Consider the following 25934-nt stretch of genomic DNA (forward strand, 5'->3'; position numbering starts at 1 on the left):
GCGCCCCTTGCACGTCACCCCGCCGAGAACCATCCACAGGTTCTGATCATTCCTCCGAAATGCGTGCGTTCCAGCCGTACAGCTCAAGGGCGCGCCCCTCATCACCGCTTGTCACCTTCAAGTACGTGGACATGCGGGGAGCCGATAGGGCTCTGATCACGGCCACTGTCTCAGCTCTTGCATCTGGCATAGCAGACAGTATGCTGGAGTACATAGCGAGCCGCGGGACTCGTGGGCTAACGGCCTCCCCCTGCGGACACAAGACTGAGAAGGGGCCCACCACTGGTGGGCCCCTTCGCTTTGCCCGGAGAGCGATCTTCGAGACAGATCTGCATCACAGGACACATCCCAGTGGCACGCGCAGGCTTCGAGGAGCTTTGAAACCGCCCAGGTTCAATCTTGATGTCTCTGCTGTCTGAGCGGATCGCAAACAACCTAGACTATGTCGGCCCTCGGGATGCTCAGGTGGGCTCCTCGGCCAGCGTCGGCGGAGACCAGTGACGCACCCGGGCTAGCGGTATGCAGGCGAGGGCCGCAACCGCCGCGGGGCTGAGCAATGCCACGACGGGTGACGTCCAGGCGACCAGCAGACCACCGAGCACGCTCGCCACCGGCATCACCCCGATCGTGAGCAGGCGGATCGCCGCGAAGGCCCGGCCGAGATGATTCTGAGGGATCAGACGCGCCGGCACATCGGAGCCGACGATCGCGGACGCCGTCGCTCCCGCGGCGACCAGGAGCTCTCCGGCCCCGAGGAGCACGGCCTGTCCCTCAGGCACCAGCAGCACAGCCGGAGCGACCAGGCTGCTCAGAGCGACGCCAGCGGTGGCCAGCAGCTTTGCAGAGCCGGTAGGGAGGCGCGTGCGCAGGGGGCGGGAAGAGGCGGCGCCGACGAGCGCCCCGAGCGCTCCTGCCGCGGTGAGCAGGGCGACCGTCGAGGGTGACAGCCGCAGAGTCTCCAGCGCGAAGAGCACCAGAGCGGTGCTCGAGATCATCGCCGCGGCATTTAAAAGCGTCGTGGCGAGCGTGAGACGCCCCAGCCCCGGGGTGGAAAGCACCCTGCGGACGGTCCATTCCGCGGTCGGCGCGGGCGTCGGAGAGTCGGACCGCGTCGATGGCGTCGGCTCGGCGCTCTCGCCCGGCCGGCGCGGCAGCGTAGCGAGGGTGAGCAGGCTGAGCAGATAGGCCACGACCCCGAGGCCAAGGGCAACGGCGGGGGAAGCCAGGCGCAGTAGAGCGGAGACCGCCGCCGGGCCTGAGATCCGAGTGATCGCGCTGACCGCCTCGATGCGCTGATAGCAGTCGGCGGTGCGCTCGCGGCCAACGACCGCAGGGACCATGGCGCTGTGCCCGGTCGTGAAGAGAGCATCGCCCAGCCCGATCGCCGCCGCAAGGACGAACAGCATGAGCACAGAGAGGTGACCCATGGCCAGAAGGAGAATCAACGCCCCCACGGTGAGGACCCGGATGGCGTTGCCGAGCATCACCGAACGTCGGTGCCCGAGTGCGTCGACCGAGGAGCCGATCTGGCGGTGAGCACACAGGTACCAGAGGAAGGGCAAAGCGTTCAGCAGGCCCAGGAAGCCGCCCCCGACTCCGAGGGTGGTGACCGCGATCAGCGGCAGCAGGGTGCGCACGGCGTCATCACCGGTCGACTCGCCGAGCGTAGCGATGAGGATCCTGCGCATGGTCACCGTCGATTCCAGAAGTTGCTGAATGAGCGTCGTCGCTTCGGTGGGGACCGCGACGCCCTACGTCAGGATGTCCTGACGACACATTCGTCAGGCTACCCTGACGCACTTGCTGGCGTCGAGCAATCGCAGTGAGAGGCTCGCGTCCGGTCGTTCGCGGGTCCGGGCCGGAAAGCCGGTCTCTAGACTCGGAGCATGCGCACACCGAGCGAGATCTCCGAGATGCATTGCGGATTCTGCGGCCTCCCAGGCGCCGATGAGCGACCACTCCTCGGCGGTCTCGGCGTGATGATCTGCGGCGACTGCGCGCGCGAGGCAGCGCGGTCCTTCGCCGACGGCACTGAGGTCGCCACGACCGCTTTCGACGCGCTCACCGAGGACGAGCTGGTGCGGATGCTCCGCGGGGTCACCCGGCAACGCCCCCAGCTGGATCGCTTCCAGAGCGACCTGGTCGCGTACATGCGTGAGCGGGACGCGTCGTGGGAGACCATCGGCACGGGACTCGGCGTAGCGCGCCAGTCGGCGTGGGAGAAGTTCCGGCACGTCGAGAAGGACTGAGACATCCGGGGCCCATCGCCCGCAGGTCCCGCTGGAGCCCCGGCAGACGCCGGCGACCCACGGGCCAGACTGACAACACGGTGCCGCGAACGTCTCCGCACCAAAGCGCCCGCCAGAAGACCCGCCCTCGATGCGCCCGACACTGGGTCACTCCCGCATGACAGGCGCTGGGAGGTAATTAACGGTTGGCTCCGGCCGTCGCCAGGGACATACCTCGCCGAAGGAACACCCATCTCAGCCGGATTGCCGTCGGCCCCATTCGGAGCGCGCTCGCCGCGAGGCTTGCCCACAGAATATTCGGCGACTTCGGTGACGGCCTTTGCCACGATGGCCCGTATGGACGAGGTCGAGGTAGTCGTCGCGCACATCGAGCGCGGCGCTGCGCGTTGGCGACGTGTTCCTGAAGGTGAATGGCGACACGGCGCACGCCGACATCGAAGCTCAGGCAATGGCTCTGGCACCGGTGCCGACCCCGCGGGTCCTCTGGCGCGAGCCGCCCGTTCTCGCGATCGCCGCCGTGCCCGGGAGTCCGAGGCGTCCTGCGGCGATGCCCTGTTCGACCTGGCCATCGTGATGCTCGGGCAGGAGGACCGTCTGGACGACCTGCTCGAGGGTTATGGCGAGGGCGCGGACCGGCAGGTCATCCGTGCCTGGTGGTCACTGCGCAGCCTCACGGTGGCGCACTGGCTGATCGCCCACGACTTCGATCCGAACGCGCCCGGGAGTGAGTTCGACGTCCTCAGAGCTCGGGTGCAGGCACCCTCACGGCAAGTCATGGCTGCACGCCATCGCGCGACGGGACTCAGTCAGCCCGCCGATAGTGCATGGCGACCGCGCCGTTGCTGAGCGGCTCCGCCGAGATCAGATCGAGTCGACGGGTACGGGGAAGCCCGCCCTGGTACAGGGTGGGGCCGTGACCGGTGATCCGAGGATGGACGAGGAATCTGTAGTCGTCGACCAGATCCAGTCGGTCCAGCTCTGTAGCCAGGGTGCCGCTGCCGACGAGCACCCCTTCGGGGGTCCGATCCTTGAGGTCCTGCACCGCCGTGCGCAGGTCGCCGACGAGGTGGTGGCTGTTGGTCCACGGGAAGTCGCTGCGCGTCGCCGAGACGACGTACTTCGGCTTGTCCTCCAGCGAGCGCGCCCACGCGTGCAGCGCCGGTGGCGCGTCGACCTCGCCGCGGGCGACCGCCGGCCAGTAGTCCTCCATCATCTCGTAGGTGGTGCGGCCCCAGAGCATCGCGCCGCTCTCGTCCATGAGGCGGGTGAAGTAGGCGTGCGTCTCCTCATCGGCGATGCCCTCCTGGTGATCGACGCAGCCATCCAGGGTGACGTTGATGCTGAATGTCAGAAGACCCATGCCATGAATCTATGCCGTCGGATCCATGCCGTCGAGGGACATAGCGCAGCACCTCCTCACCAGAGCGCAGGAGTAACCCCGGAGCAGGAGTGACCCGGGAGCAGGGGTGACGTACCGTCGCAGGAACGCTGCTCGCTCCGCACGGAGCGAGCATCTGCGACTGCGCGAGAGGAATGCTTCTCATGGATTACGTCCGTCTTGGTCACTCCGGTCTCTACGTCTCCCGTCTGGCTCTGGGGACCGTCCCCTACGGTTCGGGAGGAGGCTTCGAGAAGATCGCCGGGCTCACGGCGGACGACGCCCGACGGCAGCTCGACGAGGCCATCTCCCACGGCGTGAACTTCGTCGACACGGCGAACATCTATTCGGCCGGCGACGCCGAGCGCGTCCTGGGGAAGGCGCTGGGGACGCGTCGCGACGACATCATCCTCACGTCGAAGGCGCGCACGGCCACGGGCGACGGGCCCAACGACTCCGGAGCGAGCAGGTATCACCTGACCCGTGCGGTCGAGGAGAGCCTGCAGCGCCTGGGCACCGATCACCTCGATCTGCTGTACATGCACCAGTGGGACGGTCAGACCCCGATCCTCGAGACCATCTCGGCCGTCACCGACCTGATCCGCGCCGGCAAGGTCCGCTACTGGGGCGTGTCGAACTACAGCGCCTGGCAGCTGACCAAGACGGTCTACGAGGCGCGGCAGGCCGGGCTCGAGGCTCCGATCGCGCAGCAGGTCTACTACACGCCCGAGGCGCGGGAGATCGAGTACGAGATCATCCCGGCCGCCCGCGACCTGGGCGTCGCCACGTTCGGGTGGAGCCCGCTGGGCGAGGGCCTGCTGAACGGCAGGGTGCGCCGAGGCAAGGAGACTCCGCCCGATACGCGGCAGGGCGCGGGCTGGCCCGAGCCGCACGTGACGGACTGGGCTCGCGCCTACGACCTCATCGAGCTGTTCGACGAGATCGCTGGCGATCTGGGGTGGACGATCCCCCAGGTGGTCATCTCCTGGATCCTCGACCGCCCGGGCGTGGACGGCACGGTGATCGCGGCGCGGTCCTTCGAGCACTTCCAGGAGGATCTCGCCGCCGCCGACCTCACGCTCCCCCAGGAGGCCCGGGACCGGATCACCCTGGCCTCGCAGCAACCGGCCTACTACCCGCTGTGGCACCGCCTGCTCAACGGTCAGGACCGCCCCGAGCCGGCCGAGACCGAGTTCTACCAGGAGCACCAGCGCGCTTTGGACGCTCGCCAGGACGGGTGACACCGGGCGGGACGACGCTGCAGTTCCAGGTCACTGGCGCAGAGACCCGGGCAGCACTCTGCAGCCGTCTGCGACGGGCAGCTCGAAGGTCTCCCGATGGATCAGGGGCACCTGCCGGAATAAGCGGAACTTCCTGCGGCTCACCCACCGCCGGTCGGAACGCACGACGAGGGGCGGCCTGCTGGCCGCCCCTCGTCGTCACGCGGGCGCTCGTGGCGCCCGGCGGCTCTGATCAGAAGCCGCCCTGGCCCTGCTGGTCCTGGCCGGAGTCCGAGCCGCCGAAGCCGCCCTGTCCACCCTGGCCGCCGCCCTGGTCCTGGTTCTGGCCGGCGCCGCCGAAGCCGCCGCCCTGACCCTGGTCGCTCTCCTGGCCGGAATCAGCACCACCGAAGCCACCCTGACCTCCCTGGCCCTGCTCGGAGGAGCCGCCCTGGCCCTGGCCCTGCTGGGACTGGCCGCCCTGGCTCTGCTGGCTCTGGCCGGAGTCCGCGCCGCCGAGGCCACCCTGTCCACCCTGGCCGCCGCCCTGGTCCTGGTTCTGGCCGGCGCCGCCGAAGCCGCCGCCCTGGCCCTGATCGCTCTCCTGGCCGGAATCCGCACCGCCGAAGCCACCCTGACCGCCCTGCTCCTGCTGGCCCTGCTGGTCCTGGCCGCCGCCGAAGCTGCCGCCCTGCTGCTCCTCGTCCTGAGTGCCGAACTGTCCGGAGTTGTTCTGTTCAGTCATGACGGAACTCCCATCGTGTTCGCCGACCACACGCCGACCGAGCAATCTGCCCGTGACCGAAACGTTATGCGCGCCGTCAGGCAGATCACAAGTGCGCAGGTCGGCTCGGAGAGCCGTACAGCCGTCCTCGTCGCGCCTCCCAGGACGGATCACGCCGTGGCGGACCTCCCGATTCCTCGATGGAGCATGACAGAGAACCTGGGCCTGACCTGCCCCTCTGTGCAACAACAGGCTGCCCCGCCAGCATGGTGAGGCGCTCGCTCCCGGTCGAGCCATGAACCCTGCGTGAACTCTCAGCCCCAGGGTTGTTCGCCGTGGAGCGATCGGGCAGGTTCGATGCCACCTTGCACCGCGATGGCGCTGCATCGTCGATGCGGACCATCTCTTGCGGGGATGACAGGGGTCCGGCAGAACGCGCGGATCCACGCTGCACGATGAACGGGGACAGATCATGGCAACCACCCGCACATCCACCATCTCGGCCGACACGCGCCGAACCCCCGCTCCCCAGGAGCTGGACCGTCGAACGCTGTTCCGCGGGATCGGCGCGGCAGGGCTCCTCACCGCGACCGGGATCCTCGCAGTCCCGCTGCGGGCCTCCGCCGCCGACGACTCCCTGAAGACCGCCCAGACGGGCCTTCACGGCCTGGACTACTACAGCGGCGCGATCGATGGCGAGACAGGCCCGGAGACGGCAGCCGCGACCAAGGCCTTCCAGAAGGATCGCCTCCTCAGCGTCGACGGCGAGCCGGGCCCGCAGACCGTGGCGGAGCTCAAGTCGGTGATCGGCGCCGTGCAGGGCGCGCTGGACATCGAGGCGTCCGGGACCTTCGATGACGCCACCGCCGAGGCGGTCACCGCCTTCCAGACGTCCGAGGACGGGCTCGAGCCGACGGGCAGGGCGGGCGTCGAGACGATGAAGGCTCTCGACGTCGAGCGGGTCAGGGAGCCAGTCGGCGGCGAGCCGAACGCCGAGATCTCGCGCGAGGACGTCATCGAGCGGGCGATGTTCTGGGTCGACGATCCGCGCCCGTACAGCATGAAGAAGGCCAGCCCGGGCATCGATGGCAAGCAGTGGCGCACGGACTGCTCGGGCTTCGTCTCGATGGCCTGGAACCTGCGGCGCAGCGACGGGGACACGGGCACCGGCACGGGGCAGCTCCCGGAGGTCCTCGAACGGATCGAGAAGGATGACCTGAAGCCCGGCGACGCCCTGCTCATCACTCCTGGTGCCAACGGCCAGAGCTACGGCCACGTCGTCCTGTTCAACGGGTGGACGGACGACGCACAGACGGAGTACGAGGGCCTCGAGCAGGTCGGCGGCTCGCTCGACGAGACGACGAAGCGGGCAATCTCCTACCCCTACGACTCGGGGAACGGCGAGAGCTACGAGCCCTACCGCTACCCGAAGATCACCGACTGAGAGGGGTGGTCATCGTGAAGACCTCGACACCCAGCAGCCCCACTCGCCGGGCGGCGATCGTCGGCTCGATCGGTGCGGCGGTGCTCGGCACCGCCGGCGTGGCCGGCACGCTCCGCGCCCCGCAGGCGTCGGCCGACGCACGTCCCGGCGGAGCGGTCGCGGCCAGTGCGCCCGGCGCACCCGGCGCACCCGGCGCACCCGCAGCAGCCGACGACACGTCGTTCACGCTGTTCGAGGGCAGGCAGAGCGAGGAGTTCGAATGCTTCCGCATCCCCTCGCTCGTGACCACGCCCGCAGGCACCACGATCGCCTTCGTCGAAGGGCGCCGCCCCTTCGCGGGGGTGGACTTCTGCTACGACGACGGGTCCATCGACATCGTCATGAAGAGAAGCTCGAACGGCGGCACGGATTGGGATCCGCAGGAGGTGATCCTCACCGGCAACCCGTGGGGCGGGACGGCCCAGGCCACCCGCGGGAATCCGGTGCCCATCGTCCTCACCCACGGGAAGAACGCCGGCCGCATCGTCCTGCTGACCACCTGGAATCAGGCGGGGACCCGGGAGAAGAGAATCCCGTTCGTCATGCACAGCGACGACGACGGGAAGACCTGGTCGGAGGCCTCGAGCCTCGAGGACCAGCTCAAGGGCGACGACATCGCCCCGGTCGACGGCTGGTACGGGACCGGCCCGCAGCACGGCATCCAGATGGTGCACGGCGAGCATGCCGGACGCCTGGCCGCCGGCGTGTACTACGAGGGCCGGAAGGGCGCGATCATCGTCAGCGACGATGACGGGGTCACTTGGACGCAGGGTCAGGGGATCTCCGGGCCCGAGAGCGTCGCCCACTTCGGTGAGGTCGGCGTCGAGGAGACGGCCGACGGATCGCTCATCGCCATCGGCCGTCTCCGCGACGACGGCGAGAAGTCGACGTCCCGGTCACGAGCCGTCGCTCGCAGCACCGACGGCGGGGAGACCTTCGAGACCGCGACCTTCGAGATCGTGAAGGATCTCGAGACCACACCGGGTGTCCACGGAGCCCTGATCAACCGGGACCAGCACGGAGGGGACCCGGGGGATCGCCTGCTCTACTCGGCACCCACCGACCCCGAGGAACGCAAGCATATGGCGGTCTTCGCCTCAGAGGATGCCGGTCATTCCTGGGCCAAGGCGTTCGACGTCCCCTCGGAGCGTGCGGGCTACTCGGACATGACGATGCTCGACGATGCGGTGCTCGGTCTCCTGCACGAGGCCGGGGACGAGGACGGTGACGCCAAGGACCGGATCGATTGGCGTCGCATCACCCTGGCGTGAGCCTCGAACCCGTCCCGGACCCGCCGGGACGCGGCCGCCGTGGGTGACACGACGGGTCGGTGCCTGGAATCACCCGGGCGCCGGCCCGCCGTCGTCGTCGCGGCACCCCATGGGGTGCTTTCCTACTGCGCCGCAGACAGATGATGGCTACCCTGCACCTGATGGCCTCGGTGCATCGAGCACCCGGACGAGAACGTCCTCCAGCCACCTCGACCCCAAGGGAACATCATGGCTCGCGAACTGGTCTGGACCGGCTTCATGACGCTCGACGGCATCGTCGACTCCCCCGGCGGGGTGGTGGAGGGGCATCCTCAGGGCGGCTGGGTCCTCAGCACACCGATGGACCCGGAGGCCTTCTCCCTGAAGGGCGAGGAGATCGCCGAGACCTCCGCGCTCATGTTCGGCCGGCGCAGCTACGAGGACTTCGCGCCCGAGTGGAACGGTTCCGCCGATCACGCCGCCTATCAGGACATCCCGAAGCTCGTGGTCTCGAGCTCGCTCGACGAGGCGGATCTGGTCGACGGCTGGGGCGAGACCCGGATCCTCCGCAGCACCGAGGACGTCGCTGAGGTGAAGCGGGACGAGCACGGGGACGGCGGCGCGATCTTCATCCATGGGAGCGCCGAGCTCGCGCGCCGCCTCGGCGACGCGGACCTCATCGACCGGTACAACATCCTGCTGTTCCCCGTGACGCTCGGCACCGGGAAGCGGGCACTGCCCACCTCCGACCAGGATCGACGCGATCTGGCGCTGCGCGAGACGGCCGCCTACGCCAACGGCGTGGTGAAGCTCGTCTACGACGTCGTGCGCTGACAGCGCTCGCTGCGCACCTGCTGCGCTCAGGGCGCGCAGTCGATGCAGGTGGTCACCTCGGGGCGGACCGCAAGCCGGGCCGGGGCGATCGGTTTCCCGCAATGCCGGCACAGCCCGTCCTCCCCGCGCTCCAGTCGCGCCATCGCCTCGTCGATCCCGGCGAGTGCCTCGGTCCGTGCGAGCCTCAACCCTTCCAGCCGGGACCACTGCTCCGACAGAGGCACCCCGTCGGGGTCGTGCTCGTCGTCGTCCGACGCGCCCTCGCGAGTGCGGCGCAGCGCCGTGAGCTCCTGCTCGACCTCGTCCAGCTGCGTCTGCACCTCGCGGCGGCGCGACGCGAGCTGTGTGGCACGATCCCGGGTCATGTCGGAGTTCTGCGGACGATCATCCATCAGGACAGTGTGCCTCGAGATCACGAGAAGACAGTGGACGGACCCTCCGACGGCCGCCCTCGGCATCGAGGAGAATGCGCCCGTGACTTTCGAACCAGCATCGACCTCCGATGCCGATGAGCTCCGCGGCTTCCTCCAGGACGTGGACCTCACGCTCGCCGGGCTCGAGGAGCCCACCGTGCAGATCTGGATCGAGCGCGACGAACTGGGCGTGGTCGTCGGGACCACAGGATTCGAGCTCAGCGAGGACTCCGCCCATGCTCTGATCCGCAGCGTCGCCGTCGCGCCGGCCCACCGGGCCCGTGGGGCGGCTTCGCGGCTGGCGCGATTCGCGCTGGAGCAGGCACGTGCCTCCGGGGCCGAACGGGCCTGGCTCTTCTCGCGTCGCTCGGGCCCGTTCTGGCAGAGCCTCGGCTTCACCCCGGCCGACCGCGACGAGCTCGCCACGGCGCTGCCCCGCACACATCAGGTACGGCTCTTCGCGGCCAGCGGTCAGCTCGAGCAGGAAGTCGCCTGGTCGATGACTCTTGTCGACGACATCACCGCTCGCTAGCTGTTACGAAGTCACGGCACTGCTGTCGGCGATCCGGTCGAGCTCACGGAGATCAGCCTCGGACAGGGTCAGCGCGGCACCGGCGATGTTCTCGCGCAGGTGGGCCACGGAGGACGTTCCCGGGATGAGCAGGATGTTCGGGGAGCGATGCAGCAGCCATCCCAGGGCGACCGCCATCGGCGTCGCGCCCCCACGGGCGGCGACGGCGGTGAGCGCGTCGGACTGCAGCGGCGTGAAGCCTCCCAGGGGGAAGAAGGGGATGTAGGCGATCCCTTCGGAGGCGAGGCGGTCGATGAGCGCGTCGTCCCACCGGTTGGCGAGGTTGTACATGTTCTGCACGGACACGATCGGCGCGATCGACTGCGCTTCCTCGACCTGCTCGGCGGTGGCGTTGCTGACGCCGAGGTGCCGGATGACGCCCTGCTGCTGCAGATCCACCAGCGCCTCGAACGCGTCCCCGATCCGCTCGGGAACCGGCCCGCCGGCATCGCCGAGGCGGAGGTGCACGAGATCGAGGGCATCGAGCCAGAGGGTGTCGAGGTTGTCGTCGATCTGCGCGCGGAGTTCGTCGGGCGTCCGTGCGGGAGGCCAACCCCCCTGCACATCGCGGCGCGCGCCGACCTTCGTCGCGATGACGAGATCCGCGGCGTAAGGATGCAGGGCCTCACGGATCAGCTCGTTGACGACCCGGGGGCCGTAGCTCTCCGCGGTGTCGATGTGCGTGATCCCGCTGCCGACCGCGTGACGGAGAACCGCGAGGGCCTCGTCGTGATCCGCCGGGGGGCCGACGACCCCCGGGCCGGCGAGCTGCATGCCGCCGTAGCCGACGCGGGAGACGGTGGCGTCGCCGAGGGTCCAGGTGCCGCCGGGCAGGTGCGGGAGGGTAGAGCTCATGGGAGTGCCTTTCATGGTGTGGGGAACTGCGTGATGTCCACGATCCTGACTGCACTGCTACCTTTTAGGAAGTAGTTACCTAGAAGTGTGTTGATACCTGAGTGAGGATCCATGGCGACGATGACCGCGACAGAGAAGAAGGCCGAGGCGAAGACGCAGTACAACGCGTTCCTCGCCGCGTGCCCGAGCCAGCAGCTGCTGGCCAAGGTGTCCGGCAAGTGGGTCACCCTGGTGCTCTCCGCGCTGGGAAGCGGCCCGGACTGCGACGGGGAGCCACGCCCGATGCGGTACTCCGAGCTGTCCAGAGTCCTCGCGGGCGTGAGCCCGAAGATGCTGTCGCAGACGCTGCGAACTCTCGAGCGGGACGGACTGGTCACGAGGACGGCGACCGCCACCGTCCCCGTGACGGTCACCTATGACCTCACGAGCCTCGGGCTCTCCCTCCACGAGACGGTCCGGCAGCTCAAGCGCTGGGCCGAGACGCACCGCGACGAGGTCTCGGCGCAGCAGGCACGGTTCGACGACGCACACAGCTGATCACCGGGGTCGCCCTCAGCGTCTCAGCTCGGGATGACGGTGGAGGCCGCGGGCCCGGCACTCTCCCTGATCATCGCTCCGCTGGCACTGCTCGGCGCCGCGTGCATCGTCGCGATGCGTCGACGCTCGATCAGCTGATCCCGGGCCGACCGCTCGCTCCGTCCGGGCCGTGCTCCATCAGTGCGCGACACGGAGAGCGAGATCGCCGGAACGACGGGTTCGATCTGCGTGACGATTCCGCATCGACTCATGACCACCCGGCGCTGACAGAGCTTTCGCTCGAACCACGGCCTCACTCTGCACAGTGAGGGCGTCACTTTCTACAGTGAGGACGTCACTCTCTACAGTGAGACTCTCAGTGCATACAGTGAGGGTCTCCCGGAGGTACCTCCTCCGGCCTTCTTAGCGAGCGGGAGCCGAGGCGAGACCCCGATCCGTCAGCCACACGCCCGGAAGATCAGCGGCCCGTCGGCGCCTCCGCGGCGAGCACGGCGTCGAGCAGGCCTGGGAACCGGTGAGCGAGGTCGTCCTCGCGCAGGCAGTTGAGGATGGCGGTCCCCCGGTAGCGCTGCGAGATCACGCCGGCCTCGCGCAGCACACGGAAGTGATGGGTGGAGGTCGACTTGGTGACCGGGAGCTCGAAGGCGATGCAGGCCTGGTCGTCGTGCCCGTCGGCGAGCTGGGCGACGATCGTGCGCCGGATCGGGTCCGCGAGCGCGGAGAGCACCTGGTCGAGGGCGATCTCCTGGACGTCGGGGTGATCGAGGGTACGCACTGCCGCCTCCTGGTCGGTCGGGACGAGCACCCATAGTACTAGGGTTCCCGTAGTACGCTCCCTGTCGTACTAACCGGCAATCCCCTGGAGGCGTCTCCCGTGACGACCCTGTTCACCCCCATCCAGCTCCGCGGCCTCGAGATCCCCAATCGGGCCTGGATGTCCCCCATGTGCACCTACAGCGCGGATCCGTCGGCCGCTGCCGCCGGCCGTCCGACGGACTTCCACCTCGCCCACTACTCCGCGCGGGCCGCCGGCGGGGCGGGCCTGGTGGTGCTGGAGGCCACCGGCGTGGCTCCCGAGGGGCGGATCTCCCCGTTCGACCTGGGCCTGTGGAACGACACGCAGATCCCCGACTTCGCCCGGGTCGCCGCGGCGATCCGCGCCCAGGGCGCGGTGGCCGGGATCCAGCTCGCGCACGCCGGGCGCAAGGCCTCCACCGGGCGCCCCTGGGAGGGCGGCGACTGGCTCGGCGCCGACGCCCTCGGGTGGACGCCGCACGGGGCCAGCCCCGTCGCGTTCCCCGGCGGCCCCGTCCCCCAGGAGATGAGCCGGGAGGACATCGCCGCGGTCGTGACCTCGTTCGCCGACGCGGCACGCCGCGCCCTCGAGGCCGGCTTCCAGGTGGCCGAGATCCACGCGGCGCACGGCTACCTGCTGCACTCGTTCCTGTCGCCCCTCGCGAACCAGCGCACCGACGAGTACGGCGGCGACCTCGCCGGGCGGGCGCGGCTCGTGCTCGAGGTCATCGACGCCGTCCGCGAGGTCTGGCCGCAGGACCAGCCCGTCTTCCTGCGCATCTCCACCACCGACTGGGTGGAGGAGAACCCCGAGGACGCCCGCGAGAGCTGGACCTACGAGCAGTCCGCCCAGTTGGCCGCATGGGCCGGCGAGCACGGCGTGGACCTCGTCGACGCCTCCTCGGGCGGCTCCGACGTCGTGCCCATCCCGCACGAGGAGGACTACCAGACTCGCTACGCCGCGCGCCTGAGCCGCGATACGGACGTGCAGGTCGCGGCCGTCGGCCGGGTGAAGAACGCCGCGCGCGCCGACCAGCTGATCCGCGACGGCGAGGCCGACGCCGTGTTCGTGGGGCGCGAGATGCTCCGCGATCCCTCCTGGGCCAACCACGCGGCCCGCGAGCTCGGCACGACCCCGCGGTTCATCGAGCAGTACGCCTACGCGCTGTGACGACCAGCCCCTCGCAGCGCTGACCCTGGGCGTGATAGGTCAGCGCTGCTGAGGGTCATGGCACGAGCGTGACCAGGCGCTGAGTGGCGCGGGTCTGCGCGACGTACAGGTCGCGCAGACCCGCGTCCCCCGCGTTCTCCATCGCGGCCGGGTCGACGATGAGCACGGTGTCGAACTCCAGGCCACGGGCTTCCGGCGCGCCGAGCACCGTGACTCCCGTCGAGCTCAGGGCCGCCTCGAGCGCCGGCGCCTTCGCAGCGGTCGCGACGACGCCGATCAGCTCACCCGGATGCGCCGCGCCCAGCTCGGCGATCAGGGAATGAAGCGTGGCCTCGATGTCTCCGTGCTCCACGGTGACGGCCCGCGGCGGCTGGCCGTGACGGATGGAGCGAGAGAGCTGCTGGTCCGGGGCGATCCTCGCCAGCAGCGGCCGCGTCGTCTCCAGGATCTCGGCGGTGGTGCGGTAGTTGACCGTGAGGGTGTGGTGGAGGAACCGGTCCTGGACGAACGGCTCCAGGGCGTCGGCCCAGGTCCGCACCGTCGTGGTCGGGCCGGCCTGGGCGAGGTCGCCCACCACCGTCATGGAGCGTGCCGGGCAGCGGCGCATCAGCACTCTCCAGTGCATCGGGGAGAGCTGCTGGGCCTCGTCGACGACCACGTGGCCGAACGTCTCGCCAGGCGGACCGTCCACGAGGGCCCGCGCCTCGTCGAGCAGCGCGAGTTCCGCGGCGGTCCACTCCCCCGGAGCGCCCTTCGCGATCGCCGCGAGCTCCTCGGCCGGAGCATCCGGGAGCACCGCCGCGAGAGCCGCCGGATCACCGAGCACGCCGCGGACGACGTGCTCCGACTCGAGTCGCGGCCAGATCCGCTCCACGGCGCGGTCGATGCCGGGATCCTCGAGCAGCTCGTCGCGGATCGCCTCCCAGTCGATGTGGATGACAGAGGCCGAGCTGCTCGCGCCGCCCGCCCCGGAGCTCCCGAGGTCCTTCTCGGCCAGGCGGTCGAAGCTGATGCCGAGCAGCGCCTCGGCCTCGTGCTCGAAGTCGGCGTCCTCCTGCATAGCGCGGGCTTCCAGCTCGGTGACCAGGTCCTCGACGATGGCCTCGGTGAACAGCTCGCGGGCGGGGTTGTGGCCGATCCCGCCCTGCAGCGCGAAGCGCCGGGCCGCGTCGACCACGGCGGGGTCCAGCACGAGGGCGTCGTGCGCGGTGCGCAGCTCGAGCGGCACACCGTGCGGTTCCCGGTCGCGCACCCATGCCGCCAGGGCGTCCGCGAGCTCGGCACGGCCCTTGAGCCGCGCCAGGTGATCGGGTTCGGTGCGCTGTGCGTCCGCCTGCACGAGGTCCGACAGGGTCGACAGCTGCACGTCGTTCTCGCCGAGCGAGGGCAGCACGTCGGAGATGTAGGTCAGGAACCGCTGGTTCGGTCCGTGCACGAGCACTCCGTGGCCGGCGACCGACGGCCACGCGTAGAGCACATAGGCGGCGCGGTGGAGGGCCACGATGGTCTTGCCCGTCCCGGGGCCGCCGTCGACCACCACGACCCCGCGGTGCGGTGAGCGGACGATCTGGTCCTGCTCCGTCTGGAGGGTCGAGGCCGCTTCGCGCATGCGCCCGGTGCGCGCCCCGCCGAGCGCGGCGACGAGCGGGCCGTCGCCCACGACGTCCTCCGGGAGCGGCGGGCTGCCGTCGAGGATCTCATCGCTGAGGTCCACGACCCGACGCTGCTGCACCCGCAGGTGGCGGCGCTTCCGCACGCCCATCGGGTGGGCCATCGTCGCCGCGTAGAAGGGCCGCGCAGCCTCCGCGCGCCAATCCACCAGGAGGATGTCCCCGGAATCCGTGCGCATACCGATCCGTCCGATGTGCAGGCTCCCGCCGCCCTCCGCACGGTCGATGCGACCGAAGCACAGGCCCTGCTCCGCGGCACGCAGCTGACCGATCCTGTCCTGCAGCCGATGGAACTCGAGGTCCCGCGCGTGAGTGCCCGCGGGGCCCTCCACCGGTTCTGCCAGCACGCGGTCCCGCGCCGTCTCCCGTGCCTGCAGATCGGCGTCGAGATGCGCGTACATCCCCTCCAGCGCGCGCTGCTCGACCTCTGCCTGGATTGCCTGATCCTCGTTCTGACCTGCCCTGCTCATCTGCTCCCCCATGCACCCCGCCGTTCTGACCCCCACCAACTATGGGGATCGGGCGGCAGATGCACAACGTTGACTTTCCCCGGGAGCTCTGCCCGTGAGCACGCCATCTCGGCGCGCACCGTGACGACATCTGCCACGATGTCACCATGGCTGAACCGCGAGACCTCCGCCCCGCCGCCGACGCGATCGCCTCCATCGTCGAGGGCGTACCCGCGGAGGCCCTGACGCACCCGACCCCGTCGACCGAGTACCTCGTCGGCGATCTCCTCGAGCACGTCGACGGCCTGTCGGCCGGGTTGCAGGCAGCGGCCCGGAAGCAGCCTGTGCCCGAGTCCGAGCTGCGGGACGGGGACGCGGATCTGCTGCGACCCGACTGGCGCGAACGCATCCCGGTCCAGCTGGCCGACCTGGCCCGCGCCTGGGGGCCGCCCTCGGCGTGGCAGGGGGAGACGGTCGAGGGCGGAGTGCCGCTGCTGGCCTCCGCGGCAGGGATGTTCGTGCTCGACGAGCTCGTGGTCCACGGCTGGGAGCTCGCCCGCGCCACCGGCCAGCCGTTCGACGCCCCCGAGGACGACGTGCTCGCCCTCATCGACTTCCTGTCCTCCCTGCCGCCGATGCCGGAGGGCGAGGGGCTCTTCGCCCCGCGCGTGCCGATATCGGAGACGGCGCCACCGATGGACCGCCTCCTCGGCCTGACCGGACGCGACCCTGCCTGGCTGGGGGCGGCGCGCGAGCGCTGAGCACACCGCTACCCTCGAGCCATGGACAGCCCCGCGATCCGCGTACGCGACGCCACGAGCGACGACGTCGAGGCGCTGACCGGTCTCGCCGCCCAGGTGCAGACTCTCCACGCCGAGGGCCGACCGGATCTGTTCCGACCCGCTGATGGCGATGCGCTGCGTGAGTTCCTGACCGCGCGCCTCGCCGATCACTTCATCGTGCTCATCGCAGAGGACCTCGACAGTCACGCTCTCGGATACCTGCTGGCGGAGGTGACCTCGCGACCCGAATCCCCCTTCCAGCTCGCGCACACGGCCATGTACGTCCATCACATCGCGGTGGATGCGGGTGCCCGCCGCCAGCGCGTGGGCGAGCTCCTCATGGACGAGATCGCCGAGCGTGCACGGCAGGCCTCCGCGAGCACCATCCGCCTGGACTCGTGGTCCTTCAACACCGACGCCCACCGCTTCTTCGAGGCACAGGGGTTTGCGGCATCGCGGGTCATCTTCGAAAGGCCGGCCGACGCGGCGGAGTAGCTCGATCGTCGAGGGCTCGAGCCGAGCGCCGCGCCTACACTCGGCGCATGGATCGCGACGACCTCCTCGAGCACATCACATCTCGCCGTCGAACAGCACAACATCCCCTCGTCGTCGGGATCTCGGGATACTGCGGCTCTGGGAAGTCGACCCTGGCCCGTGACCTGGTGGACTCGTTCTCCGGTGCGGTGCGACTGCGCGGCGATGACTTCCTCGATCCATCCCGCTCGCATCAGCGCTCGACCGACTGGGACGGCGTCGATCGGGCACGCCTCGTCACGGAGGTCCTGGAGCCTTTCCGTGCTGATCTGCCCAGCACCTTCCGTCGCTTCGACTGGTCCACCCGTGCCTTGGCCGACCCCGAACCGATCCCGCGCACCGATCTCCTCGTCGTCGACCTCATCGGGCTCTTCCACCCCGAAGCGCTCGCGCACCTCGACATCCGGATCTGGTGCGATGTCGAGCTCGAGGTCGCTGCCCGCCGCGGCCTCGCCCGGGATCGAGCGCTCGGCCGGAACCATGTGGCTCTGTGGCACGACGTCTGGATCCCGAACGAGCGCGACTTCGAACAGAACTTCTCACCCCGGGACCATGCTGACCTCTTCTACGTCCTGCCGGCTTGGCGGGGCGCCGGTGCGTCCACGGAGAGCACTCCCGGAGCAGCCATGCCCGAGGGTCCGACGCGATGACCGCGACGACGCGGCGAAGGGTGTGGACGATCGCCATCGTCGTCGTCGCGATCCTCGCCCTGCTCTACGGAGGCCGCGTGGCGGTGCAGTTCATGGGAGCTACGGAGGGCGATGTGCCTTCCGCGTCCGACATCCCGCTTCCCGACGGCGCCACGATCGTCGGTGAGAGCCGTGACTGCGGGAGTGGAGGCTGCTGGGTGACGTTCTCGGTGCAACCCCCACCTGGCCAGTCGCCGGCCGAGCTCGCCCAGGAGCTGGGGGCGACCCCTCAGCTCGAGATCCCCGGGACGTTCCTTGACCCGCGCACGACGTGGCTGACGGCAGAGCCGAAGACCGACGTGCTCTCCGTGCAAGCGGACTACTTCTCCCAGCGATGGACCCCGTAGCCGACCAATGCCGTCGGGCGGAATGGCTCATACCGGCCAGCTGCCGTGCGCTGGGCGCAGCTTCGGCCGCTGGCTAGGATCAGCCGGATGAGTCCAAGCTTCCCCGCCCCGCTGGTGCCCGGCGACGTCGTCGGCGTGACGAGCCCGTCCTCCGGGGTGCCCGCTGACCTGCAGCCCCGCCTGGACGTCGCCGTGCAGGTCGTTCGGGATGCCGGCTTCGAGGTCGAGCTCGGCTCCTGCATGGACGGCTCGGGACTCGTGAGCGCGCCGGCCGCGGAGCGGGCTGCGGAGCTCCAGCGGATGCTGGTGGACCCGTCGGTCCGCGCGATCGTCCCGCCCTGGGGAGGCGAGCTGGCGATCGACCTCATCCCCCTCCTGGACTGGCAGGCGATCGCCGCGGCGGAGCCGACGTGGGTGGTGGGGTTCTCCGACATCTCCACGCTCATCACCCCGCTGACCCTGCTCACGGGATGGGCCACAGTCCACGGTCAGAACCTCCTGGACACCCCGTACGCGATCCCCGAGGGTCTGCTCGGATGGCTCGACCTCGTGCAGCTGCCCGTCGGGTCCACGTTCACGCAGTCCTCCCCCGGTGTCTACCGACACGGCTTCGTGGACTACGTCGAGCACCCGGAGGTCGACGAGTACGTGCTCGACACCCCCGGCAGCTGGTGCCGGCTGGACTCCCTGGGCGGTGACGTCGACGTGACGGGCCGCCTCCTCGGAGGATGCATCGAGACCCTCTCGAACCTCGCCGGCACCCGCTATCTCGACCCCGCACCGTTGGCCGCGGCCGGTGACGGCCTGATCTTCTACGTGGAGGCCACCGGGGACGACGCGGCCGAGATCTGCCGGAACCTCCACGGCATGCGACTCAGCGGGTTCTTCGACGGCGCCTCGGCCATCCTCGTCGGACGAACTCCTGCGCCGTCCCTCGAGACCCTCACCCAGCACGAGGCGGTCATCGACGCCCTGGGCTCCCTGGGCGTGCCGCTCCTCGCCGACGTCGAGTGCGGCCACATCGCGCCGTACATGCCGCTGGTGAACGGGGCGCTGTGCCGCGTCGAGCACACCGCCGGGACGTCGCGCCTGACCCAGACGCTCGCCTGAGAACGGTGCCCTCCGTCGCAGCACACGGATCTCGCAGTGATACCTTCGCCCTCGTCAGCTGGCCTCGCAGGGTCGGCGCCATGCATCCAGTCCGTCGGAAGGCAACCGTCATGAAGGTGCTCGTCATCGGAGCGACCGGGAACATCGGCCGCGTCGCAGCGTCCGCGCTCGAGAAGCAGGGGCACGAGGTCGTCCGCGCCTCCCGGTCGGGCGAGCCGTCGGTCGATCTGGCCGATTCAGCGTCGGTCGCCGCGCTGTTCGACGCGGTCGGTCCGCTGGACGCCGTGGTCGTCACCGCCGGTGGCGTGCCCTTCAAGCCGGTCACCGAGCTCACGCGCGAGGACTATGCGGACGCGTTCGCCGTGAAGACTCTCGGGCAGCTCGATGTGGTCCGCCATGCCTTCGACCATCTGAACGCCGGCGGTTCGGTCACGCTCACGTCCGGGGTCCTGTCCCGCGAACCGATCGCCACCGCCGCGGCCGCCGCGGCCGCCAACGGGGCGATCGAGTCGTTCGTGACCACCGCGGCGACCGAGGCACCGCGCGGCATCCGCCTCAACGTCGTCTCCCCCGACGTGCTCGAGAACTCCCCGCACTTCCACGCGACGTTCCCCGGCCACCGGCCCGTCTCCGACGAGGAGGTGGCCAGGGCGTTCGTCCGTGCGGTCGACGGGGTGGACACCGGTCGGACGATCATCGTCTGACGCACACCGCCCGATCGTTCGAGCACCCCCGAGGGCGCTCCGCACGCATCAGCCGCGCGAGACCCGCTCCGGGAAGACGTCCGGGTGCTTCTCCTGCACGCGCGAGAGCCGCCAGCGGTCCGGGAACAGCGCGACAGGCTCGCCGCTGGGTCGGAAGAGCACCTCGACCCCGCTGATCGACGCGATCGTGGAGACCTCGGAGCGCGCGAAGGGGCGCGACAGGCTGTACGGCATCGGCGGATCGAGCGCGATCTCGACCCCGAACTCACGACGCATCCGCTCGTAGACCACCTCGAACTGCAGTTCGCCGACCGCTGCGAGCACCGGCCCGCCGGGGCTGCCGTTCGAGTCCCGGAGCAGCTGGATGGCGCCCTCCTCCTCGAGCTGGGCGAGGCCCTTGGTGAAGCGCTTGTGGCGCGCGGTGTCCAGGGACCGGGCAACGCGGAAACGCTCCGGGTCGAAGCGGGGCATGCCCGGGAAGACGACGCGACTGCCCTCGTGGATGGTGTCCCCGACGTGCAGACCGGTGGTGTTGACGAAGCCGACGACGTCGCCGGGCCAGGATTCATCGACGGTGGCTCGGCTGCGTCCGACGAGGTGATGGGCGTACTTCGAGGACACCGGGCGACCTGACTGCGCATGACGGAGCTCCATGCCTCGGCTGAACACGCCGGAGTTCACCCGGACGAACGCGACCTGGTCGCGGTGGGCAGGGTTCATGCCCGCCTGGATCTTGAACACATAGCCGGAGAACTCGGCGTCAAGCGGCCTGGCCACCCCCGCCTCGTCGGGCCGGGGGCGGGGCGCCGGCGCGCGATGGAGGAGGAAGTCCAGCAGGTACCGCACGCCGATGTTCCCCGCGGCGGCGGCGAACAGCACGGGGGTCTGCTCGCCGTCGAGGAACGGCTGGGCCTCGAACGTCCCGTTCAGCTCGGCCGCGACCCCGGCACCCTCGACCGCCTCATGCCAGAGCTCCTCGCCCAGTCCGCTGTCGGTGGCACCGTCAACGATCTCCTCGCGGGCCAGGCGCGCCCCGGAGGCGACGACCTCATGCCGCAGATAGTTCGATGCCCCGGGCTCCAGCAGCCCGCGGAACTCCCCGGCGTATCCCACCGGCCAGTTCACGGCGACCGGCGTGCGACCCGTGGCCTCCTGGATGTCGTCGAAGAGCTCGAGGGCTTCCAGCCCCGGCCGGTCCCATTTGTTGATCACGGTCACCACGGGGAGCCCGAGCCGCCGGCAGGCGTCGAAGAGCTTGCGGGTCTGGGCCTCCATGCCCTTGGCCGCGTCGACGAGCATGACGGCGAAGTCCACCGCGGTCAGCACCCGGAAGGTGTCCTCGGAGAAGTCCGAGTGCCCGGGGGTGTCCAGCAGGTTGACGACGACGTCGTGGTAGTCGAAGCGCAGAGCGGTCGAGGTGATCGAGATGCCTCGCTCGCGCTCGACCTCGCCCCAGTCGGAGAGGCTCGCGGCACGGCTCGCCTTGCCATGGGTCGCGCCGGCCTTGTCCACCAGGCGGGCGTGCAGCGCCAGCGCCTCGGTGAGAGTCGACTTGCCCGCGTCCGGGTGCGAGATCACCGCGAACGTGCGGCGTCGCGTCGCCTCCGCGAGCACACGGGGCGAGGTCGAGGTGGGGTCCGGAGAAGTGAGCATCATCAGCACTCTACGTGCGCGGGCGGAGGATGCCCCAGGGACGGACGGCCATCGACGCGCTGATCACAACGGACAGCCCTCGGCGCACACCAACCGGATCTACTCAGAAGAGAAGGGCCACCGCGCTCACTCTTCGAGCCGGCCACAACTCACGGCGTGTGACTCTGCCACCCTGCATCACCTTCACCGAGGACCCTCCGGGCGTGCTCGAACTGCGGGACTGCCGCGATGAACCGCTCCCTATACCCCTCGAACTGCTCACCACCTGCCATGCGCAGTGCGCGCGAGATCGCGATGATCGAGCACGTCAGCGCGACACTGTCCCGCAGCTGACCGGGGTCGATATCGAGAGACCTCGCCCCCTCGAGATAGCTCTCCAGCAGAGATTCCACGGGGGCGTCGACCCACATGCTGAAAGTCGCGAGGTCCGCACCGATCGGGGCATGGCCCAGCTGGTCCCAGTCGATCGCAGTGACCACCCCGGCGTCGTGGCGCAGCAGGTTCCGCGGAAGGGCGTCACCGTGCGAGAGCACGTGGGGCATCTCGTCGAGCAGCGTCAGGGCGCTCGATCGACGCGACCATATCTCCTCCGCCAGCCACCGGATCCCGGTGTCGACGCCCTCGAGATCGACAGGGCTCGCACCGGAGGCCTCGGCCAAGCGTGCACGGTCGCGGAGCCGACTGGTCACGAACCATCCCGGGTCCTCGATCCGGACGCTGGCGAACCGTCCCAGGGCTGTCGCAGCGATCAGCGGCGGGATCGGGCCGACGGTGATCTCACGGGTCCACAGGGTCGCTCCCGCCGAGTCCTCTTGCACATAGGACTCGGGTGCGACGAGCCCGTCGAACGCCGCCGTCATGCCCGATGAGGCGACGTCGATCTCGCGACGCCACCACCGGAAGGACCTCGGATCGCGGCTCGGGTCACCGCGTCGGATCCTCTTGACGACCCAGGATCCGTCGTCGCGTCGAGCGCGCCACACCCCGGCGGTCGCCGCGCCCTCGCCGCCACCGAGCGCATCCCAGTCGGAGCAGGGCATCCACGAAGCCGTCATCGGTGCAGAGTACGCGTGCTGCAATGGCCTCATGCCCCATCACGTCGTCGCCGGTGCCCTCCTCGGACCGCAGGGCGTTCTCCTCGTCCACCGGAGTCCGAACCGCCGGTACTACCCGGACTGCTGGGACTTCCCCGGTGGCCATATCGAGCCCGGCGAGAGCGCCGCGAACGCGCTGGCCCGCGAGCTCCGGGAGGAGATCGGCGTCGACGCGACGATCACCGGCGCACCAGATCTGCGAGTCATGGAGAACGAGACGGCCGACGACGGGCTGGTTCTCCAGCTATGGATCGTCACCGAGTGGGATGGGGAACCTACCAATCTCGCGGCCGATGAGCACGACGAGCTGCGATGGGTCGCCGCCCACGACGTCTCCGCGCTCGATCTGGCTCAACCTTCCTACCTGGCGTTCCTCGCCGAAGCCCTACGCCCGACCAGCGGGAGCTGAACTCCTCCCACTATGCCGGCCGAAGTCCCTCGATCAGCTCGGCCAGCGAGCCCATCCACAGGTCCGCGAATGCGGCCTCTGCACGGCGGGCGTGGAGGTGCCCCCAGGGCCCGCGGACGATCAAGGCCGTACGCATTCCGGCGTGGCGCGCTGGCATGATGTCGTTGTCGAGTCTGTCCCCGACATACAGGACCTCTGCGGGCGCGGTCCCCGTGGCGTCTAGCGTCCGCGCGAAGAACTCCGGCGACGGTTTCGCCACGCCCCAGACGCTGGAGGAGGCGATGAAGTCCGCCGTGAAGCCAAGGTCGCGCAGCTCTTCATCCACCCCGGACGGCTGATTCCCGGCAATGCCGACGACGTGCCCCGCCTCCCGCACCGCGTGCAAGCACGCGAGCGCGTCAGGATAGAGATCGCCGTGGGTGATCGTCGGACGTTCCGTAGGCGCCTCGATACCGAGCTCGCGCCAGACGAGACGATGATCCTCTCCGCGTTCGATCAGGGAGCCGAGCACCGCCATCAGCGTGAACGGGGTGACGCCCGTGAGCTCGGCCTGCCTGCTCCATGCGCGGGACTCCTCGACAAGGGTCTCCCCGACGTCGAACACGAACGCGCGAAGGCCCAGTGGGAGACGTATCGAGGTCAAGGCGTGATCATTCCAGGGTCAGCGCACCATTGCCGCCCCGCGCTGAGATCAGACGGTGCCGCCCTCGAGGGGAAGCTGCCTGATCACTGTCGCCGGGGTGCCCACGGCGACGACGTGGTCGGGGATGTCGCGCAGCACGACGCTCCCTGCCCCGATCACGGTGTTGCGGCCGATGGTGACCCCGGCGCCAACAGTCACCGAGGCTCCCAGCCACGTGTTCTCGCCGATCGTGATGGGGAGGGCCTGCTCCCACCCGTCGCGTCGACGTGCGTGATCCTCGACGGGATGCAGCGCCGTCATCAGCCGCGCCCCGGGACCGAGACGGACGTTCGCCCCGATGGTGATCGCCGCATCGTCCATGAGGAAGGCATTCGCATTGACGAAGGCGTGCTCCCCGAGCTCGATGTTCCTGCCGTAGGTGCACTGGAATCGGGGCACCACCACGGCGCCTTCCCCCACGGCACCCAGCATCGCGATCAGCGCATCACGCCGCGCCTCATCCTCGTCGGCCCCCGCGCCGTTGAACGTGTCCAGCAGTCGCCAGCAATCGCGGCGCCGGGACTGCAGCTCAGGGCCGTCGAGGTACCACTCGCCGCGCGCGAGTCGTTCAGGGTGCGTGTCCATCATTCGATGATCGCAGGAAGCGCAGGCCACCCGACGATTCATCCAGATCATCGGCCTGGCTCGTGACCTGGCGATCACAGCACGACACGGGCAGGGCCGGCCTCAGGAGTGCCAGAGGATGTAGTCGATGATGAAGTAGAGCACCGCCGGTGAGATCAGCTCGAGGAGCCCCAGCGGGATGGTCCACCACGATCTGCTCCGGACGGAGACGATGAGCGACACGACCCCCAGCACGGGGACCAGCAGATAGACAGCACTGTTCGCGAAGGGCGCGATGGCGCACAGCGCCACGGACACCGCAAAGATGACCAGCGCGATGGTCCTTCCCGAGGAGGGCTCACGGGCAGCGGCTTCCTCTGTCGTCTCCACCTCGGCAGACTAGCCCGGCCTGCCTGGAGGTGGGCGATCAGAGGCGTCGCGCGGCGAGGCGAGCCTCGAGGGTTGTCAGCGGTGGAGGGACGCGCGGATCAGCCCGCACAGAGGTCGGTGTCCGCGGACCTCGCCTCGGTCGTGATCGGTGCGCCATCGGATGAACCCTGGGGCGTGGCCGGAGACCCGGCGGACGATGCGGGCCCGGCGGTGGCCGCCGATCCCTTCTCGTCGGCCCTCTGGTCGTCGCCGCGGTCATCTGCGCCGTCATCCAAGCCGTCATCGGCGCTGCCATCCCGGCTGCCGTCGCCGACGCTGCCGCCGGCCAGCGCGATCGGCTCGTCGACCGCCAGGTGCTCGAACACGGCTGCGGCCTCCGCGGACGCCACCACCCGGTTGGGATCGCCGGGCGCCGCCTCCCACGGCATCGTCAGGAAGGTGATGCCCTCCGCGGGGACACGGGACACCCGGCTCCCGAGGGCCGCCAGGTCGGCGATCCCGCTGAGTCCCGGATCGACGGTGAGCGCCGAGGTGGTCGCATCCAGGAAGGAGTAGAGCCGGTCCGGTCGGGCGATCACCTGCCTGCTCGTCGCCTCCTGCACCACGGCGGACATCACCATCTGCTGGTGACCGAGCCGCGCGATGTCGCTGCCGTCCCCCACGGCGTGGCGGGTGCGGGCGAGGGCCAGGGCGTCCTTGCCGCCGAGGGTCTGCTGCCCGGCGGGCAGGTCGAGATCTGCCGCGGGATCGTCCAGCGCGTCCGGAAGGCAGACGGGCAGCCCGCCGAGCGCGTCGATGATCGCCATGAAGCCCTCGAAGTCCACCTCGACGAAATGATCGACCCGCACGCCCGTCAGCTCCTCCACCGCGGCGACCGAGCAGGCCGGCCCGTAGTTCAGGGCCGAGTTCAGCATTCCGCGCCCGCCGGAGAAGCTGCCCTCCCCCGTGTCGTCGCAGGCCGGCAGGGTCAGAAGGGTGTCCCGCGGCAGTTGCACGGCGTCGATGCGGGCGCCGTCGGCCGAAAGATGGGCGAGCACCATCGCGTCGCTGCGCCGGGAGCCGTCGGCCTCCCCGAAGGACTCCTCGGCGAGGTCGCGGCTGTCCGATCCCAGCAGCAGGATGTTGAGGTCGCCGCCCGCTGCATCGCGATTCGATTCCGCGCCTGCTCGGAGTGGTGAGGTCGTGATGTTCCCGCTCAGATGTCGCATGGTGCCGACCGCCCCGATGCCCAGCACGAGCACGGCCGCGAGGGTGAGCACCGTCGCGATCCGCGCCGGCCGCAGCACCAGAGTTCGGCTCCCGCGCCGACGGTGCTGGGGCTGTGGCCGTCCCACCGGTCGTTCTCTCCTCGAGGCAACACCCACGGTCGCACCCTCC

29 protein-coding genes are annotated in these 25934 nt (G+C 69.8%); 16 read left to right on the plus strand and 13 right to left on the minus strand.

From position 1 onward, the window contains the following. Window positions 1-461: 461 nt before the first annotated feature. Window positions 462-1688 (minus strand): MFS transporter, encoded by a 1227-nt coding sequence (locus INT49_RS16025; protein ID WP_226850751.1) that lies wholly within the window; start codon window positions 1686-1688, stop codon window positions 462-464. 198 nt (window positions 1689-1886) lie between these two features. On the opposite strand from INT49_RS16025, the gene INT49_RS16030 reads away from it, so the two are divergent. Together INT49_RS16030 and INT49_RS16035 are read left to right on the plus strand one after the other, a co-directional pair. Continuing rightward, entirely contained in the window at window positions 1887-2249 is a 363-nt protein-coding gene (locus INT49_RS16030; protein ID WP_193118764.1) for a ClpX C4-type zinc finger protein, read from the plus strand. A gap of 336 nt (window positions 2250-2585) precedes the next feature. After that, the gene (locus INT49_RS16035; RefSeq protein WP_226850739.1) at window positions 2586-3095 is read left to right on the plus strand and encodes a hypothetical protein; all 510 of its coding nucleotides are present in this window, start codon (window positions 2586-2588) and stop codon (window positions 3093-3095) included. Here the strand turns inward: INT49_RS16035 and INT49_RS16040 are convergent. Continuing rightward, on the minus strand, window positions 3052-3609 hold the full coding sequence (locus tag INT49_RS16040) for a dihydrofolate reductase family protein (protein WP_193118765.1): 558 nt from the start codon (window positions 3607-3609) through the stop codon (window positions 3052-3054). The two genes, INT49_RS16035 and INT49_RS16040, sit on opposite strands and share 44 nt — an antisense overlap. A gap of 182 nt (window positions 3610-3791) precedes the next feature. On the opposite strand from INT49_RS16040, the gene INT49_RS16045 reads away from it, so the two are divergent. Beyond that, entirely contained in the window at window positions 3792-4868 is a 1077-nt protein-coding gene (locus INT49_RS16045; protein WP_193118766.1) for an aldo/keto reductase, read from the plus strand. Between the two features lie 232 nt (window positions 4869-5100). Here the strand turns inward: INT49_RS16045 and INT49_RS16050 are convergent, their stop codons facing one another. After that, window positions 5101-5592, minus strand: a complete 492-nt coding sequence (locus INT49_RS16050; RefSeq protein ID WP_193118767.1) for a hypothetical protein — start codon at window positions 5590-5592, stop codon at window positions 5101-5103. Window positions 5593-6043: 451 nt separating this feature from the next. Here INT49_RS16050 and INT49_RS16055 point away from each other — a divergent pair, with 451 nt between their 5' ends. From INT49_RS16055 to INT49_RS16065, 3 genes are all read left to right on the plus strand, one after another. Next, window positions 6044-7015: a peptidoglycan-binding protein gene (locus INT49_RS16055; RefSeq protein WP_193118768.1), complete on the plus strand. Its 972-nt coding sequence runs from the start codon at window positions 6044-6046 to the stop codon at window positions 7013-7015. A gap of 14 nt (window positions 7016-7029) precedes the next feature. Further along, entirely contained in the window at window positions 7030-8325 is a 1296-nt protein-coding gene (locus INT49_RS16060; protein WP_193118769.1) for a sialidase family protein, read from the plus strand. A gap of 228 nt (window positions 8326-8553) precedes the next feature. Continuing rightward, window positions 8554-9138: a dihydrofolate reductase family protein gene (locus tag INT49_RS16065; RefSeq protein ID WP_193118770.1), complete on the plus strand. Its 585-nt coding sequence runs from the start codon at window positions 8554-8556 to the stop codon at window positions 9136-9138. 26 nt (window positions 9139-9164) lie between these two features. On the opposite strand, the gene INT49_RS16070 is transcribed toward INT49_RS16065, so the two are convergent. Then, window positions 9165-9530: a TraR/DksA family transcriptional regulator gene (locus INT49_RS16070; RefSeq protein WP_226850741.1), complete on the minus strand. Its 366-nt coding sequence runs from the start codon at window positions 9528-9530 to the stop codon at window positions 9165-9167. Window positions 9531-9612: 82 nt separating this feature from the next. Between INT49_RS16070 and INT49_RS16075 the strand changes: the two genes are divergently transcribed. Further along, window positions 9613-10083 carry a GNAT family N-acetyltransferase gene (locus INT49_RS16075; RefSeq protein WP_319021662.1) on the plus strand — a complete coding sequence of 157 codons (471 nt, stop codon included), beginning with the start codon at window positions 9613-9615 and terminating at the stop codon, window positions 10081-10083. A gap of 3 nt (window positions 10084-10086) precedes the next feature. Here the strand turns inward: INT49_RS16075 and INT49_RS16080 are convergent, their stop codons facing one another. Next, the gene (locus tag INT49_RS16080; protein WP_319021663.1) at window positions 10087-10977 is read right to left on the minus strand and encodes an oxidoreductase; all 891 of its coding nucleotides are present in this window, start codon (window positions 10975-10977) and stop codon (window positions 10087-10089) included. Window positions 10978-11088: 111 nt separating this feature from the next. Between INT49_RS16080 and INT49_RS16085 the strand changes: the two genes are divergently transcribed. Then, window positions 11089-11514 (plus strand): winged helix-turn-helix transcriptional regulator, encoded by a 426-nt coding sequence (locus INT49_RS16085; RefSeq protein ID WP_193118772.1) that lies wholly within the window; start codon window positions 11089-11091, stop codon window positions 11512-11514. A gap of 457 nt (window positions 11515-11971) precedes the next feature. On the opposite strand, the gene INT49_RS16090 is transcribed toward INT49_RS16085, so the two are convergent. Then, window positions 11972-12289 (minus strand): ArsR/SmtB family transcription factor, encoded by a 318-nt coding sequence (locus INT49_RS16090; RefSeq protein ID WP_193118773.1) that lies wholly within the window; start codon window positions 12287-12289, stop codon window positions 11972-11974. Between the two features lie 99 nt (window positions 12290-12388). Here INT49_RS16090 and INT49_RS16095 point away from each other — a divergent pair, with 99 nt between their 5' ends. Beyond that, window positions 12389-13480, plus strand: a complete 1092-nt coding sequence (locus INT49_RS16095; protein WP_193118774.1) for an NADH:flavin oxidoreductase/NADH oxidase — start codon at window positions 12389-12391, stop codon at window positions 13478-13480. Window positions 13481-13535: 55 nt separating this feature from the next. On the opposite strand, the gene INT49_RS16100 is transcribed toward INT49_RS16095, so the two are convergent. Then, entirely contained in the window at window positions 13536-15620 is a 2085-nt protein-coding gene (locus tag INT49_RS16100; RefSeq protein WP_226850743.1) for a HelD family protein, read from the minus strand. A 146-nt stretch (window positions 15621-15766) separates the two neighbouring features. Here INT49_RS16100 and INT49_RS16105 point away from each other — a divergent pair, with 146 nt between their 5' ends. The 6 genes from INT49_RS16105 to INT49_RS16130 all read left to right on the plus strand — a co-directional run bounded on the left by INT49_RS16105 (window position 15767) and on the right by INT49_RS16130 (window position 19765). Beyond that, complete coding sequence (locus INT49_RS16105; protein ID WP_193118776.1) at window positions 15767-16360, plus strand: TIGR03086 family metal-binding protein; 594 nt, start codon at window positions 15767-15769, stop codon at window positions 16358-16360. A gap of 21 nt (window positions 16361-16381) precedes the next feature. Then, a complete protein-coding gene (locus INT49_RS16110; RefSeq protein ID WP_193118777.1) occupies window positions 16382-16876 on the plus strand; it encodes a GNAT family N-acetyltransferase in 495 nt (164 codons plus the stop codon). Window positions 16877-16923: 47 nt separating this feature from the next. Further along, window positions 16924-17565 (plus strand): uridine kinase family protein, encoded by a 642-nt coding sequence (locus INT49_RS16115; RefSeq protein WP_193118778.1) that lies wholly within the window; start codon window positions 16924-16926, stop codon window positions 17563-17565. Then, window positions 17562-17951 carry a hypothetical protein gene (locus INT49_RS16120; RefSeq protein ID WP_193118779.1) on the plus strand — a complete coding sequence of 130 codons (390 nt, stop codon included), beginning with the start codon at window positions 17562-17564 and terminating at the stop codon, window positions 17949-17951. The genes INT49_RS16115 and INT49_RS16120 overlap by 4 nt, the downstream gene beginning before the upstream one ends. A gap of 87 nt (window positions 17952-18038) precedes the next feature. Beyond that, a complete protein-coding gene (locus tag INT49_RS16125) occupies window positions 18039-19061 on the plus strand; it encodes a S66 family peptidase (protein ID WP_193118780.1) in 1023 nt (340 codons plus the stop codon). Between the two features lie 110 nt (window positions 19062-19171). Beyond that, the gene (locus INT49_RS16130) at window positions 19172-19765 is read left to right on the plus strand and encodes a short chain dehydrogenase (protein WP_193118781.1); all 594 of its coding nucleotides are present in this window, start codon (window positions 19172-19174) and stop codon (window positions 19763-19765) included. Between the two features lie 48 nt (window positions 19766-19813). Here INT49_RS16130 and INT49_RS16135 read toward each other — a convergent pair whose 3' ends face one another. Both INT49_RS16135 and INT49_RS16140 read right to left on the minus strand, forming a co-directional pair. Further along, window positions 19814-21421, minus strand: a complete 1608-nt coding sequence (locus INT49_RS16135; RefSeq protein WP_226850745.1) for a peptide chain release factor 3 — start codon at window positions 21419-21421, stop codon at window positions 19814-19816. Between the two features lie 146 nt (window positions 21422-21567). Then, window positions 21568-22473, minus strand: a complete 906-nt coding sequence (locus INT49_RS16140; RefSeq protein ID WP_193118782.1) for an aminoglycoside phosphotransferase family protein — start codon at window positions 22471-22473, stop codon at window positions 21568-21570. Between the two features lie 31 nt (window positions 22474-22504). Between INT49_RS16140 and INT49_RS16145 the strand changes: the two genes are divergently transcribed. After that, a complete protein-coding gene (locus INT49_RS16145) occupies window positions 22505-22921 on the plus strand; it encodes an NUDIX domain-containing protein (protein ID WP_193118783.1) in 417 nt (138 codons plus the stop codon). 10 nt (window positions 22922-22931) lie between these two features. On the opposite strand, the gene INT49_RS16150 is transcribed toward INT49_RS16145, so the two are convergent. The 4 genes from INT49_RS16150 to INT49_RS16165 all read right to left on the minus strand — a co-directional run bounded on the left by INT49_RS16150 (window position 22932) and on the right by INT49_RS16165 (window position 25891). Then, window positions 22932-23525, minus strand: coding sequence for an HAD family hydrolase (locus INT49_RS16150; protein ID WP_319021664.1), 594 nt, complete (start codon window positions 23523-23525; stop codon window positions 22932-22934). A gap of 87 nt (window positions 23526-23612) precedes the next feature. Continuing rightward, window positions 23613-24188, minus strand: a complete 576-nt coding sequence (locus INT49_RS16155; protein WP_193118785.1) for a sugar O-acetyltransferase — start codon at window positions 24186-24188, stop codon at window positions 23613-23615. 102 nt (window positions 24189-24290) lie between these two features. Then, a complete protein-coding gene (locus INT49_RS16160) occupies window positions 24291-24557 on the minus strand; it encodes a hypothetical protein (protein ID WP_193118786.1) in 267 nt (88 codons plus the stop codon). A gap of 98 nt (window positions 24558-24655) precedes the next feature. Further along, entirely contained in the window at window positions 24656-25891 is a 1236-nt protein-coding gene (locus tag INT49_RS16165) for an LCP family protein (RefSeq protein ID WP_319021665.1), read from the minus strand. Between the last annotated feature and the right edge of the window lie 43 nt (window positions 25892-25934).

The organism is Brachybacterium tyrofermentans, from assembly GCF_014897585.1.
GTDB lineage: Bacteria > Actinomycetota > Actinomycetes > Actinomycetales > Dermabacteraceae > Brachybacterium > Brachybacterium tyrofermentans.